The sequence below is a fragment of the Myxococcus dinghuensis genome, from assembly GCF_024198235.1.
In the GTDB taxonomy this organism is placed as follows: Bacteria; Myxococcota; Myxococcia; order Myxococcales; family Myxococcaceae; genus Myxococcus; species Myxococcus dinghuensis.
The window spans coordinates 23,604-42,168 of record NZ_JAKCFB010000039.1 but is presented as its reverse complement, the minus strand read 5'-3'; the positions used below and the strand labels follow the sequence as shown (position 1 = coordinate 42,168).

15 protein-coding genes are annotated in these 18,565 nt (G+C 70.9%); 8 read left to right on the top strand and 7 right to left on the bottom strand.

Annotated elements, in window-relative coordinates; all coding sequences use genetic code 11:
* The first annotated feature begins 1 nt into the window (after position 1).
* Entirely contained in the window at positions 2-1,435 is a 1,434-nt protein-coding gene (locus tag LZ198_RS34160) for a ribonuclease H-like domain-containing protein (protein ID WP_253976324.1), read from the top strand.
* A 74-nt stretch (positions 1,436-1,509) separates the two neighbouring features.
* Positions 1,510-2,004 (top strand): FKBP-type peptidyl-prolyl cis-trans isomerase, encoded by a 495-nt coding sequence (locus tag LZ198_RS34155; RefSeq protein ID WP_253976323.1) that lies wholly within the window; start codon positions 1,510-1,512, stop codon positions 2,002-2,004.
* Positions 2,005-2,133: 129 nt separating this feature from the next.
* Here LZ198_RS34155 and LZ198_RS34150 read toward each other — a convergent pair whose 3' ends face one another.
* Positions 2,134-3,126, bottom strand: coding sequence for a hypothetical protein (locus LZ198_RS34150; protein ID WP_253976353.1), 993 nt, complete (start codon positions 3,124-3,126; stop codon positions 2,134-2,136).
* Positions 3,127-3,175: 49 nt separating this feature from the next.
* Positions 3,176-4,078 (bottom strand): bile acid:sodium symporter family protein, encoded by a 903-nt coding sequence (locus LZ198_RS34145; RefSeq protein ID WP_253976322.1) that lies wholly within the window; start codon positions 4,076-4,078, stop codon positions 3,176-3,178.
* Between the two features lie 305 nt (positions 4,079-4,383).
* Between LZ198_RS34145 and tesB the strand changes: the two genes are divergently transcribed.
* The 5 genes from tesB to LZ198_RS34120 all read left to right on the top strand — a co-directional run bounded on the left by tesB (position 4,384) and on the right by LZ198_RS34120 (position 11,288).
* Entirely contained in the window at positions 4,384-5,274 is an 891-nt protein-coding gene (gene tesB, locus LZ198_RS34140; protein WP_253976321.1) for an acyl-CoA thioesterase II, read from the top strand.
* A 58-nt stretch (positions 5,275-5,332) separates the two neighbouring features.
* A complete protein-coding gene (locus LZ198_RS34135; protein WP_253976320.1) occupies positions 5,333-6,028 on the top strand; it encodes a glutamine amidotransferase-related protein in 696 nt (231 codons plus the stop codon).
* A gap of 223 nt (positions 6,029-6,251) precedes the next feature.
* The gene (locus tag LZ198_RS34130) at positions 6,252-6,788 is read left to right on the top strand and encodes a PDC sensor domain-containing protein (RefSeq protein ID WP_253976319.1); all 537 of its coding nucleotides are present in this window, start codon (positions 6,252-6,254) and stop codon (positions 6,786-6,788) included.
* Between the two features lie 22 nt (positions 6,789-6,810).
* Positions 6,811-8,703 (top strand): methyl-accepting chemotaxis protein, encoded by a 1,893-nt coding sequence (locus LZ198_RS34125; protein ID WP_253976318.1) that lies wholly within the window; start codon positions 6,811-6,813, stop codon positions 8,701-8,703.
* 266 nt (positions 8,704-8,969) lie between these two features.
* Complete coding sequence (locus tag LZ198_RS34120) at positions 8,970-11,288, top strand: gluzincin family metallopeptidase (protein ID WP_323383201.1); 2,319 nt, start codon at positions 8,970-8,972, stop codon at positions 11,286-11,288.
* Positions 11,289-11,352: 64 nt separating this feature from the next.
* On the opposite strand, the gene LZ198_RS34115 is transcribed toward LZ198_RS34120, so the two are convergent.
* The 4 genes from LZ198_RS34115 to LZ198_RS34100 all read right to left on the bottom strand — a co-directional run bounded on the left by LZ198_RS34115 (position 11,353) and on the right by LZ198_RS34100 (position 16,359).
* Positions 11,353-12,288 (bottom strand): bifunctional helix-turn-helix transcriptional regulator/GNAT family N-acetyltransferase, encoded by a 936-nt coding sequence (locus tag LZ198_RS34115; protein WP_253976316.1) that lies wholly within the window; start codon positions 12,286-12,288, stop codon positions 11,353-11,355.
* A 19-nt stretch (positions 12,289-12,307) separates the two neighbouring features.
* Positions 12,308-13,312: a bile acid:sodium symporter family protein gene (locus LZ198_RS34110; protein WP_253976315.1), complete on the bottom strand. Its 1,005-nt coding sequence runs from the start codon at positions 13,310-13,312 to the stop codon at positions 12,308-12,310.
* Positions 13,313-13,368: 56 nt separating this feature from the next.
* Positions 13,369-14,469 (bottom strand): endonuclease/exonuclease/phosphatase family protein, encoded by a 1,101-nt coding sequence (locus LZ198_RS34105; protein ID WP_253976314.1) that lies wholly within the window; start codon positions 14,467-14,469, stop codon positions 13,369-13,371.
* Between the two features lie 117 nt (positions 14,470-14,586).
* Positions 14,587-16,359, bottom strand: a complete 1,773-nt coding sequence (locus tag LZ198_RS34100; RefSeq protein ID WP_253976352.1) for a hypothetical protein — start codon at positions 16,357-16,359, stop codon at positions 14,587-14,589.
* Between the two features lie 102 nt (positions 16,360-16,461).
* Here LZ198_RS34100 and LZ198_RS34095 point away from each other — a divergent pair, with 102 nt between their 5' ends.
* Positions 16,462-17,238, top strand: coding sequence for a 3-hydroxybutyrate dehydrogenase (locus LZ198_RS34095; protein ID WP_253976313.1), 777 nt, complete (start codon positions 16,462-16,464; stop codon positions 17,236-17,238).
* On the opposite strand, the gene LZ198_RS34090 is transcribed toward LZ198_RS34095, so the two are convergent.
* Entirely contained in the window at positions 17,192-18,562 is a 1,371-nt protein-coding gene (locus LZ198_RS34090) for an MFS transporter (protein WP_253976312.1), read from the bottom strand. The genes LZ198_RS34095 and LZ198_RS34090 overlap by 47 nt on opposite strands.
* Positions 18,563-18,565: the final 3 nt, after the last annotated feature.

The window sequence follows — 18,565 nt, the reverse complement described above, 5'->3', positions numbered from 1 at the left end:
CGTGGACCTCAAGCGCAAGCTGGCGCGGTTGTCGGGCGTGGGGCCGGGGAGCAAGGCCCCCGCTCGCTCCGTCGTCGCGCCCGAGGCTCCTCGTGACGAGGCGGGGCCCTCCGCGCCTTCCCCCCCGGAGCCCGCCGTCGTCGAGGCGGCGCCGGAGCCACCCCGTCCCCAGGACCCGCGCATCGAGTCCCTGCGGCGCATGCTGGCGGACTGGTCCCAGCGTCAAACGCAGACGCAGGCCCGCCGCGCCGAGGCCCCGCGCCCGCCGCCGAAGCCGCTCCCCGTGGTCCCGGAGGAGACGCCGCACGGGACGCTCCACGTCTGCGAGCAGCTGCTCCCCCCCGACCACCACCACGGCTCGGCCCCCGTGGCGGGGGCGCTGGACGTGGAGGCGTCGCTCATCGCCAGCCTCGCGCTGCACGAGGACCTGGCGGCGGTGGACTTCCAGCGGATGCTCTTCCTCGACACGGAGACCACGGGGCTCGCGGGAGGCACGGGCACGGTGCCCTTCCTGGTGGGCGTCGCCTGGTTCGAGGGGCGCTCGCTGCGGGTGCGCCAGCTCTTCCTGCGCAAGCTGGGGGAGGAGGCCCCCATGCTCCGGTGGCTCGCCGCGCGCATGGCCCACGCGTCCTGTCTGGTGACGTTCAACGGCAAGAGCTTCGACTGGCCGCTCCTGCGCACCCGCTTCGTCCTCAACCGCGTCACGACGCCCCGGGAGCTGCCCCACCTGGACCTGCTGCACTGCGCCCGCCGCGTCTTCAAGCACCGGGGCGCGGGGACGCGGCTGGTGCACATGGAGGAGCAGGTGCTCGGCTATCGCCGGGTGGACGACGTGGATGGGGCGCTCATCCCGGAGCTGTACTTCCGCTACCTGCGCGGAGGGGATGGCGCCTCGCTGACGCCGGTGCTGGAGCACAACGCCAACGACCTGCTGCTGCTCGCGGCGCTGCTCGGAGAGCTGGGGCGCCGCTTCCGGGCGGGGGCGGACGGGGGCTCGGCGTTCGCGAGCGAGGACCCCCGGGACCTCCTGGGCTTCGCGGGCGTGGCCCTGCGCGCGGGGGACCACGCGCGGGCCCGGGCCTTCGCGCGCGCCGCGGCCCGGGGGCCCGGCAACGTGGGCATCGAGGCGCTGGCCCTGGCCTCCCGCCTGGCGCGCATGGCCGGCGAACCCATGGCCGCGGCGAACCACCTGCTCCAGGCGCTGGAGACGGCGCGGGGCTTCCAGGCCGCCACGCTGCACCTGGAGCTCGCGAAGCTGTACGAGCACGCCCTCAAGGACCTCCGCCAGGCGCTGGAGCACGCGAGGAAGTCCGCGGCGGCCGAGTTGCCGGAGGACCACCGGCGCCGCATCGTCCGGCTGGAGGGGCGCATCGAGCGCGGCGCGCGCACCCCCTCCCTGGACCTGCGCGCAAGGGCCGCGCGTCCCGACCCCTGAAGCGTTGCGTCGGGTTTCGAGCGGTGATGCAGATGTTGAGGGCGCCGGCCAGCCGCCTGCGCTATGAGGGCGCCATGAAAATCACGAAGGACAGTGTCGTCTCCATCGACTTCAAGCTGCACCTGGGCGATGGCAAGGTGGTGGACGAGAGCGAGGGCGACGAGCCCCTCGTCTACCTGCAGGGCCACGAAGAGATCGTCCCGGGCCTGGAGAAGGCCCTGGAGGGGAAGACGAAGGGCGACTCCCTGAAGGTCGTCATCACGCCGGACGAGGGCTACGGCGAGTACGATCCGGACGGCATCGAGGAGGTCCCCCGCGACTCCTTCCCGGAGGACCTGACGCTCGAGGTCGGCGGCGAGCTGTTCGCCAGCGACGACGAGGGCAACGAGATGGAGGTCACCGTCAAGGAGATCCGCGAGAAGACGGTGATGGTGGACTTCAACCATCCGCTCGCGGGCAAGACGCTCCACTTCGACATCACCGTGCGCGACGTGCGCGCCGCCACCGCCGAGGAGCTGGAGCACGGTCACGCGCACGGGCCGGAAGGCCACGGGCACGACCACGACTGACGCCGTCCCACGAGGACGACGTGCGAGGACGCCCCCCGCTCCGGGGTGGCGTCGGATGGCCCGCGAGCGCTTCCCGCGCGGACGGGCTCTCTGGCTCCGACGGGTCCAGGACCGCGCCCCCCTCCGGACCTAGCGGCTGCTCACGATGTCCGAGTTGAACGCGAAGCCGACGAGCAGGTACGGCAGCGCCTCCTCGCGGTTGGGGTGCTTCAGGTACCAGGCCACGTTGGCGAGCACGGTGGGGCGGTTGAAGCGCGTGCCCTCGTCCGTGTTGAAGGCGTAGGCCACCAGCGGCCCCACGCGCATGTGGCTGTTGTTCGCGGACGTGCCCTCCGGGACGCCCTGGGCCTCGTCGTAGCGGGGCCAGACGGCGCTGTAGCGCAGGCCCACGGTCCACTGCGTGCCCAGCCAGATGAGGTCCGTGTCGTTGGCGAAGAGCCAGCCCTTGCCCGGCACGAGCGTGTCCGGCGTGGCCTCGTAGAAGGTCGTCCCGCCGTCGCGCAGGTCCACGTTCCAGTACTCGATGGCGAACTTGGTGCGCAGCGCGATGGACCGCACCTTCGCCTGGAGCGTGGGCTCGATGAAGAAGTGGTGGCCCGTGGTGCTGTAGGCCCCGTCCTCCCCGTCCTGGCGGATGTCGTCGGAGAAGTCCCGGAAGGCATCCGGGAACGACTGGAGGAAGCCCATGGTGCCGAAGAACTGCATGTACTCGTAGCCGGCGCGCACGTTGAGCACCGCGAGCGGCTGGATGTCCACCGTGGGGCCGATCTTGTACGAGGCGGGGCTGAGCTTCAGGCTCAGCGCGGCGTTGACGAAGGTGTCGCGCAGCAACACCGACGGGCTGTCGAACAGCCGCTTCTGCGCCACCAGCCGGTTCTGCGACTCCAGCCCCAGCGGGTTGTAGCGGAAGACGTTGAGGCTCGAGAGGTAGACCCGCACGTCGGGGATGGCGCGGGGGATGGGCGGGGGAGGCTCGCTCGGCGGCGTCACCTCCGGAGGGGCCGTGGGCGCGACAGGGGGGAGCTCCGGCGTCGCGGCGGACGTCTGGGCCGCCGCGGGGAGCGACAGGCCCAGCACGAGACACAGCGGACGGAGGCATGGCGGCAGACGCGAAGACATCATCTCGGGACGACCTCGGGGCGGGGGGGGGACGACGACGGAGCCCGGAGGCTCAGGTCTGGCTGGGCGTGGCGTCGGCCGCCTCGGGCTCGGGGGCCTGCAGCCGCGTCACCCCGTAACCGAAGGCCGCCGCCGTGAAGTACATGATGATGCTGTAGATGGCGGGCGGGATGGCCATCGTCGCGTTGTCGAGCAGCAGCGGGCTCATGGCGATGGTCATGGCCAGGATGCCGTTGTGGATGCCGATCTCCATCCCGATGGCCACCGCCTGACGCCGGGGCAGGCGGAACAGGAGCGGCGCCACGAAGCCGATCCCCAGGCTGGCCACGTTGAACGCCAGCGCCGCGAGCCCGACCTGCTGGAAGTACGACCCCACGTGCTCGCGCTCCTTGAAGACGGCCGCCGCGACGATGAGCGCGAGGAACGCGGCGGAGAGGATGCGGATGGGCTTGTCCAGGCGCAGGGCGATGCCGGGCTTGCGCGAGCGGACCAGCATGCCCAGGCTCACCGGCCCCAGCACGATGACCATCACCTGCACCATCTTGTCGAACTGCATGGGCATGGCGCGGCCCTCGCCCATGAAGTGCATCATCGACAGGTTCACGATGAGGGGCAGGGTGAAGATGGTCAGCGCGCTGTTGACCGCGGTCAGCGTGATGTTGAGCGCGACGTCTCCCCGGGCCAGGTGGCTGAAGAGGTTCGCCGTGGCGCCCCCCGGTGACGCCGCCAGCAACATCAACCCCACCGCCAGCTCCGGCCCCATGCCGAAGGCGTGCGCGATGAGGGCGCAGACCAGCGGCAGCACCAGCATCTGGACCACGAGGCCCAGGATCACCGCGCGCGGGTAGACGATGACGCGCTTGAAGTCCTCCAGCGTCAGCGACAACCCCAGGCCGAGCATGATGATGGCGAGGGACAACGGCATCAGCACGGTCGTCAGGACATTGGACTGCATGTTCCCCCCATGGTTGGTTGGGTCACCCGTCGCCACCTGGGTCGCGTTGTCGGGAAATGCCGCGAGCGTCGCGCAGTTGGGCGTCCCGCTTCAAGCCATCCTGTTGCGATTTGCCTGACATGCGGGTGACGCCTGGCGTCATCGTGTTTCATGGTGTCGGGAGGACACGCGGCGCGGTCGAGGTCCCTCGGCGGGAGGACGAACGTCCGCTCCCGGGCGAGCGCCCTGTCTCATTCCCGTCTCGCCGCCCGGGCGCTCACTGTCCCCGAGACAGGGCCCCGGGGGGTCGGATAGGAGAGACCTCCATGAGTCGTGTCCTGGATGAGCTGCTGGAGCTCCTCAAGCTGGAGGCCATCGAAGAAAACCTGTTTCGCGGGAAGAGCCAGGACCTGGGCTTCCGCCAGCTCTTCGGTGGGCAGGTGCTGGGGCAGGCGCTCTCGGCGGCGAGCCAGACGGTGGAGGCGGAGCGCCACGTGCACTCGATGCACGGCTACTTCCTGCGGGCGGGCGACGCGAGCGTCCCCGTCGTCTACACGGTGGACCGGGTGCGGGACGGCGGCAGCTTCACCACGCGCCGCATCGTGGCCATCCAGAAGGGGCAGCCCATCTTCACCCTGATGGCGTCGTTCCAGGGGGACGAGCCCGGCTTCGCGCACCAGTCGTCCATGCCGGACGTGCCGCCGCCGGAGTCGCTCGAGACGGAGATGGACCTGCTGCGCCGCCAGGCGCACCGCATCCCGGAGCGGCTGCGCGACAAGTTCCTGTGCGCCAAGCCCATCGAGATGCGGCCCGTGGCGTACGTGGACCCGTTCAACCCCACGCCGCACGCCCCGTCCAAGGCCGTCTGGTTCCGCGCGGACGGCCAGCTCCCGGACGACCCGCAGGTGCACAAGTACGTGCTGGCGTACGCGTCCGACTTCAACCTCATCAGCACCGCGCTGCTCCCGCACGGGACCAGCTTCTTCAAGCCGGACATCATCGGCGCCAGCCTGGACCACGCCCTGTGGTTCCACGGCGACCTGCGCGTCAACGACTGGCTGCTCTACGTCATGGACAGCCCGTGGGCGGCCAATGCCCGGGGCCTGGCGCGTGGCTCCATCTACACGCGCGACGGCCGCCTCGTCGCCTCCGTGGCCCAGGAGGGCCTCCTGCGCATCGTCGATCCGGCGCGGCGGGCGGTGAAGTCCGGGCCCTGACGCGGGCCGGGTTTCCGCTAGGCTCCGTCGGCGTGGAACGCGCAGGGAGGTCGTGACGATGCGAGCCGTGGTGTATCAGCACGAGGAGCACGAGGGCGTCGGGCTGCTGGGACCGGCGTTGGAGGAGGTGGGCTTCACGCTGGTGAACCGCTTCCGCGCCGTGCGCCGCGAGGACGTGGACGCGGAGCTGGTGGTGGTGATGGGCGGCCCCATGGGCGTCTACGAGGCCGACCAGCACCCCTTCCTCCGCGACGAGCTGGCCATCCTCCTGGAGCGGCTCGCCAACGAGCGCCCGTGCCTGGGCTTCTGCCTCGGGGCGCAGATGCTGGCCGCGGCCGCCGGCGCGGAGGTGTTCCCCGGCAAGAATGGCTTCGAGGTGGGCGCCGCGCCCGTGCGCTGGACGAAGGAGGGCCTGGAGGACGAGGTCATCGCCGGGGCGCGCCCGAAGTCGACCGTCGCCCACTGGCACGGTGACACCTTCAAGCCCGTGCCCGGCGCGACGCTGCTCGCCTCCACGGACCGCTACGTCCAGCAGGCCTTCCGCCTGGGCGGCTCGTATGGCTTCCAGTTCCACCTGGAGCTGACCGCGGCGGAGCTCGGCCACTGGCTGGAGCTGGGCGCCGAGGATTTGAAGCAGCGCGGCAAGGACCTCGCGGAGTTGAAGTCGCAACTGCCCAGGCTGAAGGCCGCCGAAAAGGAAAATACCGAGTTGCTCCAGCGACTGGCGCATCACTTCGCCCAGCTTGCTCGCTGAAATCCGCTCTTCGTGCCGTGTGACATCCAGGTGAACGGATGTGTCGTCATCGACCCACGATGTCTCGGATGAATGCAGGCGGGCACTCGGGGTGACGGGGGGCGGGGGGCCGTCGCTCTCGCCTGCTCACGGGTGATGTTTCATTCATGTATTGTTCCGACCCGTCCGCCGGCGGAGGAGGGGGCCGTTCCCGCCGAGTCATCGCGGATGTGACGAGGTCGGGATGCACTGGACTGGTGTCGTGTTCACGCTGCTCGCGGGGGTGCCTCCGGATGGGGCCGCGCAGCTCGCGAAGGTCGAACGTCTCATGCCGGCGTTGTCACGGCTGGCGGCGGACCCGCAGATCGTCGAGGCCGTGCGCGCGCAGAACGCGCGGGGCGTGTCGCTGGACACCGTGCGCGAGCGGGACGAGGCCTGGCAGGCGACGTCGCAGCTCACGCCCTTGAAGAAGGAGGTCCTCGGGTCGGCGTGCTCGAAGCTCCTCGTCCGGCACCAGCAGGCGCTGGGGCGCCGCCTGGCCGAGTCCTTCGTGATGGACAAGCTCGGGGGGCTGGTGGGGGCCACGCGCCGCCCGTCCGACTACTGGCAGGGGGACGAGGCGAAGTTCCAGGTCCCGTTCACGCGGGGCGTGGCGCTGACGGAGAAGCCCTTCTTCGACGACTCGTCGCTGACCTACGTCGTCCAGGTCTCCCTGCCCATCCGGGACGCGGGCCGGGTCATCGGCGCCGTCACCTTCAGCCTCTCCCTGCTGGATCTCTGAAACCTCTTCGTCTCCGAGCCCCATGCGCTTCCTGGATCGCTTCTCGCTTCAGACCCGCCTCATGGCGGCCGTCTGCGCGCTCACCCTGTGCACGCTCCTGCCCCTCAACGTCCTGGGGCGCGTCTTCGTCTTCGACCTCATCCAGGAGCAGATCAACGCCTCGCTCCGCGCGGAGGCCCAGCACCTGCGTGACGTGGTGGAGACCGCGCTCTCGGAGCGCGAGGCGAACGTCCGCAGCTGGGCGGAGGACTCCATCATCCGTGGCGCGCTCCTGTTCGACACCTACGAGAAGAGCGACGCGGTGCTGGCCTCGCTCGAGAAGCGCCACCCGTCCTTCGCGGGGCTCGTGCTCTTCACGGAGGAGGGGCAGGCCGTGTCGGCGAGCGACCCCCGGCTGCTCCAGGCCTACGCCGGACACGAGAAGGACGTCCTCGCGGCGGCGTGGTTCCGCGCGGCGCTGACGGGGCACCAGGACATCCGCGGCTTCACCCGGGAGGACCCCTACTTCGGGCAGGTCGTGCTGCCGCTCGCGGTGCCCATCCTCAGCCCCCTGAGCGGCGCGCGGATCGGCGTGCTGCTGGCGCCCTTCGAGTGGGGCCAGGTCCGGGGCGTGGTCGCGCCCGCGCTGGAGCGCGCCCGCTCGCGAGGCCTGGGCAGCTTCGCCCTGGAGGTGAAGGGCGTGGAGGGCGAGACGCTCTTCGACAGCCAGGAGGGGGGGGCCGCGCGCACCTCGGACGTGGTCCAGGTGGAGTCCATCAACGAGACCCACGCCAGGGACGTGGGGGACGGCTGGCGCTTCGTGGCGACCGTCGAGCCCGAGGAGGCCTACGCGCCCCTCGACACGGCGGAGACGCTGTCGGTGACGATCACCCTGCTGTCGCTCGCCGTGGCGGGCGCGGGCGCGTTCGCCCTGGCCCGGGGCACGACGCGGCCCATCACCCAGCTGAGCGAGGTCGTGGCCCGCGTCGTCCGCGAGGGGGACCTGACCCAGCGCGTGGAGTTGGTCGACCGCCGGGACGAGGTGGGGCAGCTGGCCCTCACGTTCTCCCAGATGATGGACCACCTGCGGGAGTCCAACCGCGAGCTCCAGGAGGGCACGCGCGTGCTGGGCCGGACCGTCGCGGACCTCACGGCCGCCGCCGCCCAGCAGGAGGGCAACCTGTCGCGCCAGGCCGCCGCCCTCCACGAGACGCAGGAGACGGCGCGGGAGATCGAACAGACGTCGCGGATGGCGGCGGAGCGCTCGCAGGCGGTGCTCGGCGTGGCGGAGCGCTCGCAGGAGGTGGGGCGCGCGGGTGAGCAGACCGTGGCCGCCAGCCTCCAGGGCTTCGAGCAGCTTCGCGAGCAGGTGGGGCGGATGGTGGCCAGCATCTCCGCCCTCAACGAGCGCACGCGCCAGATTGGCGGCATCACCCAGACGGTGAAGGACCTGGCGGACCAGTCCAACATGCTCGCGCTCAACGCGGCCATCGAGGCGGCCCGCTCCGGCGAGCACGGCAAGGGCTTCGGCGTCGTGGCCCGGGAGATTCGCAGCCTCGCCGACCAGTCCATCTCCTCCACCAGCCGCGTGAAGGAGATCCTCGACGACATCCGCGTCTCCATCCAGGGCTCCGTCAAGATGGCCGAGCAGAGCCAGGAGGGCGCCGAGGTGGGGCTTTCCCAGGTCCAGGCCAGCGGCGGGAGCCTCCGGGAGCTGGTCGGAATCGTCCACGACAACGTCGCCGCCGCGAAGCAGATCGCCGCCGCCGTCACCCAGCAGAGCGCCGGCGTCTCGCAGATCTTCACCGCCGTCACCGACCTGTCCCGGATGATGGAGGAGACGATGGCCGGATTGCGCAACGCGCAGCAGATGACCGCCGCGCTGCGTGAGGTGGCCCTCCGCATGGAGAAGGTGGCCGCCACCTATCGCGTCTGACCTGGGGGAAATCTCCAATGGTGCCACAACCGCGCGACGCGGTGTGGCGAAAGGGCGGACGCACCGCGCCGCGACGGAGACTGTCCACTTCCCGACAGTCCCTCGGTTTTATGCGGGCGCACTCGGAGTAAAACTGAATTATGCGCAACCCGGGGATTCCTGGTTCCATGCCGGAGCCAGCACGGGGTCCCCGGTCGTTGATCCTTCTCCCCGTGAAGGAGCACCGCATGCGCAGCGTGGTGAAAGCCGCTGTTTGTATGGCAGTGATGGCGACATCGCAGGTGTGGGCATTCACGCCCACCGACACCAACAGCAAGAGCGCCCTGGCCAGCCAGGCGTTCTTCAAGCCGGAGCTGACCTTGCCCAGCGGGCAGGTCACCCTGAACGAGGCATTGCCGAAGCTGGGCCCGGATGCGGCGAAGATCTGGCAGGACTTCTTCGCGCGGAACGGCAAGGACTTCGAGATCTACGTCGATGTCGTCACCGGCACGACGACGAACATCCAGGGCGCCGTGCCCATCATCCCGGGCAACGGCGTGGGCAACAAGCTGACCCTGAACAGCGTGGGGCGGTCGCTGGGCCGCTCGGTGACGAGGGTGGACGAGGCCGTGGTCGCGGACCTCGTGCTCAAGTTCATCGACGCGAACCGCGCGGCGCTCGGCGTGGACACGCTGCAGATCGGCGCGGCCCGCGTGGAGCAGATCAACGAGGACCTGTGGCAGTTGTCCTTCCCGCAGGAGCAGCGGGGCGTCCCGGTGCGCTATGGCCGCATCGCGGCGACCATCAGCCACGGCAACCTCGTGCTGCTGGGCACCGAGTCCTGGAGCAACGTCGAGGGCTCCGCGGTTCCCCTCGTCGACGGGGACCGGGCCATGGTCATCGGCAACGAGCGCTTCGGCCTCTATGAGAGCCCGCCGACGCTGTGGAAGGACGCCACGCTGGAGTTCACCCCGGTCCACGTGCCCGGCGGCGGCTTCGGCAAGGGCCAGTCGCACCAGCTCGTCTGGAGCTATGGCATCCAGCTGGACGGTGAGCTGGAGCGCTGGAAGGTGACGGTGGACGCCCTCACCGGCGACGTGCTGGCGCTCGAGGACGACAACCACTACCTCGACGGCAACGTCGTCGGTGGCGTGTACCCGCTCACCAACACGGGCCTGGCCACCTCCTGCACCAACCCCGCGACCTGCGGCGTGATGCAGCCCAACACGCCCATGCCGTGGGCCAACATCGCCTCGGGTGTGTACACGAACAGCGCCGGCACGTACGCGGGCTATTCCGGCACCTCCATCACCACCACGCTGAACGGCAAGTACATCCGCATCAGCGACTCCTGCGGTGCGCTCAGCTTCACCGGCGCGCCCAACCTCAACCTGGGCGGCACGAACGGGGACCACGACTGCACGCCGGCGCCGAACAACACGCCGGCGGCCCGCAGCGCGTTCTACGAGCTCAACCGCATCGCCCACCTGGCGCGCGGCTGGCTGCCGACGAACACGTGGCTGAACGGCCAGATGACGGCCAACGTGAACATCACCAGCACCTGCAACGCCTTCTGGAACGGCTCGACGGTCAACTTCTACCGCTCCGGCGGTGGCTGCCGGAACACGGGTGAGATCGCCGCCGTGTTCGACCACGAGTGGGGCCACGGCATGGACGACAACGACGTGGCGGGCACGCTGAGCAACTCCAGCGAGGCCTACGCGGACATCGCCGCCATCTACCGCCTGCCGGCCTCGTGCGTGGGCTTCGGCTTCTTCCAGACCATCAACAACGGCTGCGGCATGACCGCGGACGGCACGGGCTACAACGTGAACGAGGCGCAGACGGGCACCGCGTGGTGCGCGACCAACTGCTCCGGCGTGCGTGACGCGGACTACGCGGCCCACAGCCCGGCCACGCCCACCACCCCGCAGAACTTCGTCTGCACCCGCTGCTCCACCGGCACGGGCCCGTGCAGCCGCCAGGTGCACTGCGCCGCCTCCCCGGTGCGCCAGGCCGCCTGGGACTTCATCAAGCGCGACCTGACGGCCGCGCCGTTCAGCTTCGACGCCAACACGGCGCTGAACATCGGCAACAAGCTGTTCTACCAGGGCAGCGGCAACATCGGCTCCTGGCACGCATGTAACTGCACCGCCGGCACGGCGGATGGCTGTGCGGCGACGAACGGCTACAAGCAGTGGCTGGCCGCGGACGACGACGACGGCAACATCAACAACGGCACGCCGCACATGACGGCCATCTACGCCGCCTTCAACCGCCACGGCATCGCCTGCACCACGCCGGCGGCGGTCAACAGCGGCTGCGCGGGGGGCCCCACGGCCGCTCCGGCGACCCTCACCGTCACGCCGGGCACCAACTCCGCGGCGCTGAGCTGGGGCGCCGTCACCGGCGCGACCCAGTACTGGGTGATGAAGTCGGACGGCGTCAACGCGGAGAGCTACGGCAAGACCCGCATCGCCACCGTCACCGGCACGACCTACTCGGACACCGAGGCCATGACGGGCCGCAGGACCTGCTACACCGTCATCCCGGCCAGCAGCAACGCCTGCTTCGGCAAGGCGAGCGCCATCACCTGCATCAACTGATGCGGGTGGCGTGAGCTGAAAGGGCGCGGCGCGGCCACGAGGTGCCAGTGGTCGCGCCGTCGCCTCACAGGGTCAACTCCCACGTCTGGCCGATGAGCCCCTTGCCGAACGCGTCGTGGGGCTCGGTCTTGACGAGGACGAAGCCCGCCTGCTCGTAGAGGCGACGGGCGGCGTGGAGCTGCGGGTCCGTCCACAGGCGCACCTTCCGGTAGCCGGCCTCGCGGGCGAAGCGGACACACTCGTCCACCAGCCGCTTGCCCAGGCCCAGCCCGCGCGCCGCGGGCTCCACGATGAGCATGCGCAGCTTGGCGACCGTCTTCGACTCCTTGACCAGGAAGACGGAGCCGACGTTCTGCCCGTCCTTCTCGGCGATCCAGCACCGCTCGCGCTGGGGGTCGTAGTGGCGCAGGAACCGGGAGGCGATGTCCGCCACCAGGGCCTCGAAGCTCTCGTCCCAGCCGTACTCCTGCGCGTACAGGGCGCCGTGCCGGTGGACGACCCAGCCGATGTCCCCGGGCCGATGGGGGCGCAGGGTGTAGGGCGCCTCGTCCTTTCGCGCGGACGTCCCCCCGAGCAGCCGCTGGATGGTGTGCATCGCCTCCAGGAGCCGCTGCTGGTCCGGCGGGGGCAGGGGCATGAGCAGCGCGCCGATCTCGTTGTTGGAGCTGGTGTTCAGCCGCGCGAGCGCCGCCTCACCCTTGCGGGTCAGCTTCATCAACTGCTGGCGCCCGTCCGTCGCCGACGTCTCCTTCGCGAGCAGGCCCAACGTGCTCAGCCGGCGCAAGAGGCGGCTCAGGTAGCCCGGGTCCAGTCCCAGGTCCCGGCTCAGCTCGGCGGCCGTCGGCCTCTCCCGTTGGAACAGCTCGAAGATGACGCGCGCCTCCGTGAGGGAGAACTCGCTGTGGAGGAACTCCTTGTCCAGGATGCCGATCTTGTGGGTGTAGAAGCGGTTGAAGTGCCTGAACGCCGCGAGGTGCTGCTCGTACCGTTCCTTCGCCATGTCGTTGCCTCCGCGGGGACTATGGAGCACCCACTCCAGGGGATGACATCCTCGCGGCATAGCGCTCCGCGAGCACCGAGCAGACCAGCAGTTGGAGCTGGTGATAGAACATGAGCGGGAGGACGACGAGCCCCAGCGCGGGATGTGCTCCGAAGAGCAGCCGCGCCATGGGGACGCCCGACGCCAGCGTCTTCTTGGAGCCACAGAAGACGGCGGCGATCTCATCCTCCTTGGAGAAGCCCAGCCGCCGGGCCGAAAGGGTGCTCAGGCCCAGGACCAGGGCGAGGATGAGCGCCGCGCCCGCGAGCGTGGTCGCCACGATGCCGGCGCCGTGGGCGCGGAAGGTCCCGGACGCCACCGAGTCACAGAAGGAGGCGTAGACCAGCACGAGGATGAAGAGCCGGTCGACGCCGTTGGTGTACTTGCGGTAGCGGGCGAACGCGGACCCCAGCAGCGGGCGCAGCAACTGCCCCAGGGCGATGGGGAGCAGGAGCAGCACGGACAGCTTGAGGATGGCGGGCCCCAGGGACAGGGACTGGCCCGTGGTGCTCGCGAGCAGCCCGAGGATGAGGGGCGTGAAGACGATGCCCAGCAGGCTGGAGAGGCTGGCGTTGAAGATGGCCCCCGCCACGTTCCCCCGGGCCACACCCGTCATGGCCACCGACGAGGAGATGGTGGAGGGGACGGCGCACAGGAACAGGAAGCCGAGCGACAGGTCCGCGGGGAGGAGCGCGCCGAAGAGCTGGTCGAGGACGACCCACAGCAGGGGGAACACGATGAACGTGAACGACTGCACCAGCAGGTGCAGCCGCCACTGGAGCGCTCCGGCCTTGAGGTTCCCGGGGGGCATCCCCAGGCCGTGCAGGAAGAACACGAGGAAGATGCCCACGTTGGTGACGACGTCGGCGTGCATCGCGCCGCCCTCGCGCCCGAAGTCCGGGAAGAGGAGGGCGAGCCCGACGGCGCAGAGCATGCCCAGCAGGAACCAGTCGCGGGCGAGCCGCTGGATGAGGCGGAGTGGCATCTGGGGCTTGAATACTCCCTGCGCCGGGAGTCCTCCAAGCCCCAGGGCCCCGTCCTTCAGCGGTTCAGGCGGAACGTCACCACGAGCCCCGCGTGGTCGGAGGGCCAGAGCCCCGACGCGGAGCGGTCCGCGGTCTGGTTGCCCACGACCTGGGCGGACACCGGCTCGATGCCGTCGCCGGTGTAGAGCACCAGGTCGATGCGCTGCGTGAAGTCGGGCGTGGCGTCGTTGACGGTCTCGCTCAGGCAGCACGTGAAGCCGTCGCCGGACCCCACGCGGGTCCAGGCGTCGACGAGCCCCGTCGAGGCTCCGGTGAGGCTGTCATACGCGTCCTGCCGCGTGCCGGGGCCCGTGTTCATGTCCCCCACGACGATGACGGGCCGCTCGAAGGCGCCCACCAGGCCGAGCAGCTCCGAGGCCTGGTTCTCGTTGCCCGGGACCAGGTCCTCCAGGTGCGTGTTCACGAAGGTGAACCGCGCCCCGTCCAGCGTGGCGTCCACCTTGGTGAAGCCGCGCTTGAAGCCCAGCGTCGTGCCCCCGGCGGGCACCTCCTGCATGTAGTCGTAGTTGCCCGTCACTACGTTGGCGATCTGCACGTCGCCCCGGGTGAGGATGACGTCCTGGTCCGTGAGGCGCACGTCGGTGAGGTCCGTGGGGTTTCCGGACAGGGCCGCGGGCAGCTCCGCGTCGGCGTTCTGTACCTTCGCCGCCACGCGGTAGTTGAGGCCGCGCGACTGCAGCTCCGTCATCAGGATGGCGAGGAAGTCGTACGTCACGTTCGTGGCGTCCGGCGACTCGGGCGGGGAGCCGTCGCTCGGGTGCTGCGTCCGGTAGATGGAGACCTCCTGGAGGCCGATCAACGCGGGGTTGGCGGCCTGGATTTCATCCGCGAGCCCCTTGGCCCGTTCGGGGAAGTTGGTGGCCTGCACCGTCTCGTACAGCTCCGCGGCGACCACGGGGATCTGCTCCGGCGTCGTGGCGCTGGCGAGCCGGAAGATGTCGCCGCCGAGGTAGATGTTGCGCGTCATCACCACGGCGTCCGTGGTGGTGGGATTGGGCTGGTCGTCGTCATCGTCGTCGTTGCAGGCGACGAGGCACAGCGGGGCGAAGGCGAGCAGCGGCGTGAGGAAGGAGCGGAGCGTCTGGAATGGCGTCATGGGCACGAAGGGGGCTGGAGGTCGTGACGCCCATGATTCCGGCGCGGAACGCGGCGCCTCCACAACGGCCCTCCGGGGCGGCCCGTCGGCTCATGCACAGCCGCGCGCGCGGAGTGTTCAGAGCCCTGCGGGACCGCGCTGGAACGGCAGCTCCAGGTGTCCACCCGGGGGTGGGAGCGAGACCGCCTGGAGCCCCTCTCCGCGCCAGGTGACGAAGCACAGGTCCTTCGACTCCAGGGGGCGGCCGAAGTCGAAGTGCGCGCGGGTGAAGCCTCCCTCGTCCGCCTCGGCCACCGTGACGCGCAGGTCGCCCAGCGCCAGGCGCGTCCCGGCCGGCGGCGCCGAGGCCCGGTTGACCTGCTCCCAGAAGCCCGGCTGCCGCGGGGCGGCGCGGACCACCAGGTCGAAGGAGGAGTCGGAGGTCCGCTCCAGGACGTGGTCGTGTGGGGCCGCGCTCAGCAGCCGGAAGCCGCGGGGCTCGCGCCCCAGGAGCACCATCGCGGCGGGGACGTAGAGGGCGACGGTCGGATCGGACGCGGCCACCATGACGAGTGTCCCGTCGCAGTGGGGCGCCTCCCGCGCGATGCGCCACTGGGCCTCCGCGATGCGCGCGAGCGCGACCCCCAGGCCGACCCGGAACAGGGGCGCCAGGGCCAGGTGCCCCAGCGCGAGCACCGCCACGCCGAGGAACGCGCGCCGTCTGGCGCCCCGCGTGGCGGAGTCATCCCGGAAGGCCTCCCATCCGCGCGCCATCAGCACGGCCGCCAAGGCGCTGCCCGCGACGAGCGGGAGCATCAGCACCCGCCCGCCGACGATGCCCACCGCCCCGGGGAGGGTGGCCACGAGCCCCCCGGGCAGCAACCAGCTCAACGTCCTCCGCTCCGTCACACCCAGCCGCCCCCACAGGCTCCGCAGCAGGAGCAAGGCCCCCAGGGCGCAGAGGGCACCCCAGGCCGCGAACCCCGCGTGGAGCGCGGGCAGCCCCGCCGCGACGTCCGAGGGTGTCGCCACGAGCAGCTCGCCCATGAGGATGAGCACGCGCTGGAGGACGGTGACGAGGACCGTTCCCGGCGCGGCGAGGGGATCCAGATAGCCGCCGCTGCCATGGGCCCCGTAGCCCTGGCCCAGGTACCACGTGAGGTATCCGAGGACGAGCAGCCCATGGGGCGCGAGCCTGGAGCACGCGACGCGCCACCCCTCCCTCCGCCCGAGCCCCTCGTACACGCCCAGCATCGCGGCCGTGCCGAGCGCCACCTCGCCGGACAGGAGCGCCGCCAGCAACGCGAGCGGGGAGAGGATGCGCCCGGGGCGCCAGCCGTCCTCGCGCTCGCGCAGGTACGCCGCGAAGGCGAGCAGGCCCAGGACGCCTGAAACGAGCGGATGGCGGGAGGCGAGCCACGCCACGGGGAACATGTGGGCGCTCGCGATGGCGTAGACCGCGGTCGCGAGCGCCGCGATGGCACCGGGGAGGAGCCGCCGGTGCAGCCAGCCCACCAGGGCCACCAGCGCCAGGTACCACGCGAGGCTGTGCAGGTGGGCGGGGAAGGGCGCTTCGCCGAAGAGCCAGGTGTCGACGCTGAGCAGCGCGCTCGGGACGGGCCTGAAGAAGCGCACGGTCAGCGAGTCCGACGCCCACCACGGCAGCAGGCCGGCCTCCCTCAGCCGCACCGGCTCGGCGCGCGGCGCGCCCACGAACTCATAGAGCGTCAGGGGGCCCCAGTCCCCCATGGACGCCATCCGTCCGGAGAGCACGAGCCGGTGGACCAGGTCGTCGAGCAGCAGCCCCACCCGGAGGGAGGGCAGCGACACCAGGGTGCCGAGCGCCAGCGCGAGCACGAGTGAGCGCGGCCACCGCCACCAAGGGCCCGCGGGTGAGGCGTTCTGCGACATGGGAAGGGACACGATGGCGCGGACGCGCCGCGCACTTCAAGGCGTGGTGCGGCACGTACGCGCGGCATTGCCCCCGGGCCCCGCTTCCATCACGATGTCGGCATGAATGTGAATTCAGCTTCAGGTCGGACCGCGCTCGTGACGGGGGCGGCGAACGGCATCGGCCTGGCGGTGGCGGAGTCGCTGGCGGGCCAGGGCGTGCGGGTGCTGCTGGCGGACCTCGACGAGGCGGCGGGGGCCGCGGCCGCGGCGCGGCTGCCGGGCGCGCGGTTCCAACGCGTGGACGTGTCCTCCCGCGAGGAGTGCCGCGCCCTGGTCGCGAGGGCCGAGAAGGAGTGGGGGCGGCTGGACATCCTCGTCAACAACGCGGGCGTCCAGCACGTGGCGCCGGTGGAGGAGTTCCCCGAGGAGCGCTGGGAGCAGCTCATCCGCATCATGCTCGTGGGGCCCTTCGTGCTGACGCGCCACGCGCTGCCGCTCATGTACGCGCGCCGGTGGGGACGCATCATCAACATGTCCTCGCTCCACGGGCTGGTGGCCTCGCCCTACAAGTCCGCCTACGTGTCCGCGAAGCACGGACTCATGGGCCTGACGAAGACGGTGGCCCTGGAGGCCGCCGACAAGGGCGTGACGGTGAACGCGGTGTGCCCCAGCTACGTGCGCACGCCCCTGGTGGAGAAGCAGATCGCCGACCAGGCCCGCGTCCACGGCCTCTCGGAGACGGACGTGGTGGAGAAGGTCATGCTCGCCCCCGCGGCGGTGAAGCGGCTGCTGGAGCCCGAGGAGGTCGCCGCCTACGTCTCGTTCCTGTGCTCGGACGCCGCGGGCGGCATCACGGGGTCCGCGCAGGTGATGGACTGCGGCTGGACGGCTCGCTGACGGGCGTCTCGGGGGCGCCGGCGACGGGCGCCTCCTCCGTGAGTCGAGCCCGGAAGGTCTCCGCGGACAGCCAGACGGAGACGAGGGTGACGACGGCCAGCGCGACCATGTAGAGCGACACCGGCCACGACTGTCCCCCCGAGCGGGCCAGCAGCGCGGTGGCGACGACGGGGGACAGGCCGCCCGCGAACACCGAGGCGAGCTGATAGCCGAGCGACGCCGCGCTGTAGCGCACCTTCGTGCCGAACAGCTCCGAGAAGAAGCTGGCCTGCGGCCCGTACATCGCCGCGTGCGCCACGATGCCCAGGGTGATGGCGGCGGTGATGAGCCCCGCCTCGCGGGTGTCGACGAGCCAGAAGAACGGGAAGGCCATCAGCCCGCAGCCCAGCGCGCCCGCGAGGTACACGGGGCGCCGCCCGAAGCGGTCGGACGCGGCGCCGAAGGTGGGGATGGCCACCAGGTGCACGGTCGTCGCCACCAGCACGCCATTCAGGATGGTGGTGCGGGGCAGCCCCAGGCGCTCGGTGCCGTAGGACAGGACGAACGTGGTGATGATGTAGAAGAAGCCGTTCTCCGCGAAGCGCGCCCCCATCGCGAGGAGGATCTGCCGGGGGTACTGGCGGAGCGCGTCGAGGACCGGCAGCGACTCGTGCGCCTCCTGCTTGGGCCGGGCGCGGAACACGGGGGACTCGGCCACCTTCAGCCGGATGAAGACCCCCATGCCGATGAGGACGGCGCTGAGCAGGAAGGGCACGCGCCAGCCCCAGGCGATGAAGTCCGCCTCGGGCATCCGGGAGAAGACGTTGAACACCGCGGTGGCCACGAGCAGCCCCGCGGGCGCGCCCATCTGCGGCCAGCTCCCGTAGAAGCCGCGCCGGTGCGCGGGGGCGTGCTCCACCGCCATCAGCACGGCGCCGCCCCACTCGCCGCCCAGCCCGAAGCCCTGGATGAGGCGCAGCAGGACGAGCAGGGCGGGGGCCCAGGCGCCCACGCGCTCGTAGGTGGGCAGGAGCCCCACGGCGAACGTCGCCACGCCCATCAGCATCAGCGTGGCGCTCAGCATGGCCTTGCGCCCCAGGCGGTCGCCATAGTGGCCGAAGACGACCCCTCCGAGCGGACGCGCGACGAAGCCCACCGCGAAGGTGCCGAAGGCGGCCATCGTCCCGGTGAGCGGGTCGAAGGAGGGGAAGAACAGCCGGTTGAACACCAGCGCCGCCGCCGTCCCGTAGAGGAAGAAGTCGTACCACTCGATGGCGGTGCCGATGAAGCTCGCCACCGCCACCTTCAAGATGGAGTCCCGCTGCTCGTGTGCCGGTGTTTCCATGAC

Coding starts and splice junctions, on each gene's coding strand:
- LZ198_RS34155 (WP_253976323.1), top strand. CDS start 1,510: ATGAAAATCACGAAGGACAGTGTCGTCTCCATCGACTTCAAGCTGCAC.
- LZ198_RS34150 (WP_253976353.1), bottom strand. CDS start 3,126: ATGATGTCTTCGCGTCTGCCGCCATGCCTCCGTCCGCTGTGTCTCGTG.
- LZ198_RS34145 (WP_253976322.1), bottom strand. CDS start 4,078: ATGCAGTCCAATGTCCTGACGACCGTGCTGATGCCGTTGTCCCTCGCC.
- tesB (WP_253976321.1), top strand. CDS start 4,384: ATGAGTCGTGTCCTGGATGAGCTGCTGGAGCTCCTCAAGCTGGAGGCC.
- LZ198_RS34135 (WP_253976320.1), top strand. CDS start 5,333: ATGCGAGCCGTGGTGTATCAGCACGAGGAGCACGAGGGCGTCGGGCTG.
- LZ198_RS34130 (WP_253976319.1), top strand. CDS start 6,252: ATGCACTGGACTGGTGTCGTGTTCACGCTGCTCGCGGGGGTGCCTCCG.
- LZ198_RS34125 (WP_253976318.1), top strand. CDS start 6,811: ATGCGCTTCCTGGATCGCTTCTCGCTTCAGACCCGCCTCATGGCGGCC.
- LZ198_RS34120 (WP_323383201.1), top strand. CDS start 8,970: ATGGCGACATCGCAGGTGTGGGCATTCACGCCCACCGACACCAACAGC.
- LZ198_RS34115 (WP_253976316.1), bottom strand. CDS start 12,288: ATGGCGAAGGAACGGTACGAGCAGCACCTCGCGGCGTTCAGGCACTTC.
- LZ198_RS34110 (WP_253976315.1), bottom strand. CDS start 13,312: ATGCCACTCCGCCTCATCCAGCGGCTCGCCCGCGACTGGTTCCTGCTG.
- LZ198_RS34105 (WP_253976314.1), bottom strand. CDS start 14,469: ATGACGCCATTCCAGACGCTCCGCTCCTTCCTCACGCCGCTGCTCGCC.
- LZ198_RS34100 (WP_253976352.1), bottom strand. CDS start 16,359: ATGTCGCAGAACGCCTCACCCGCGGGCCCTTGGTGGCGGTGGCCGCGC.
- LZ198_RS34095 (WP_253976313.1), top strand. CDS start 16,462: ATGAATGTGAATTCAGCTTCAGGTCGGACCGCGCTCGTGACGGGGGCG.
- LZ198_RS34090 (WP_253976312.1), bottom strand. CDS start 18,562: ATGGAAACACCGGCACACGAGCAGCGGGACTCCATCTTGAAGGTGGCG.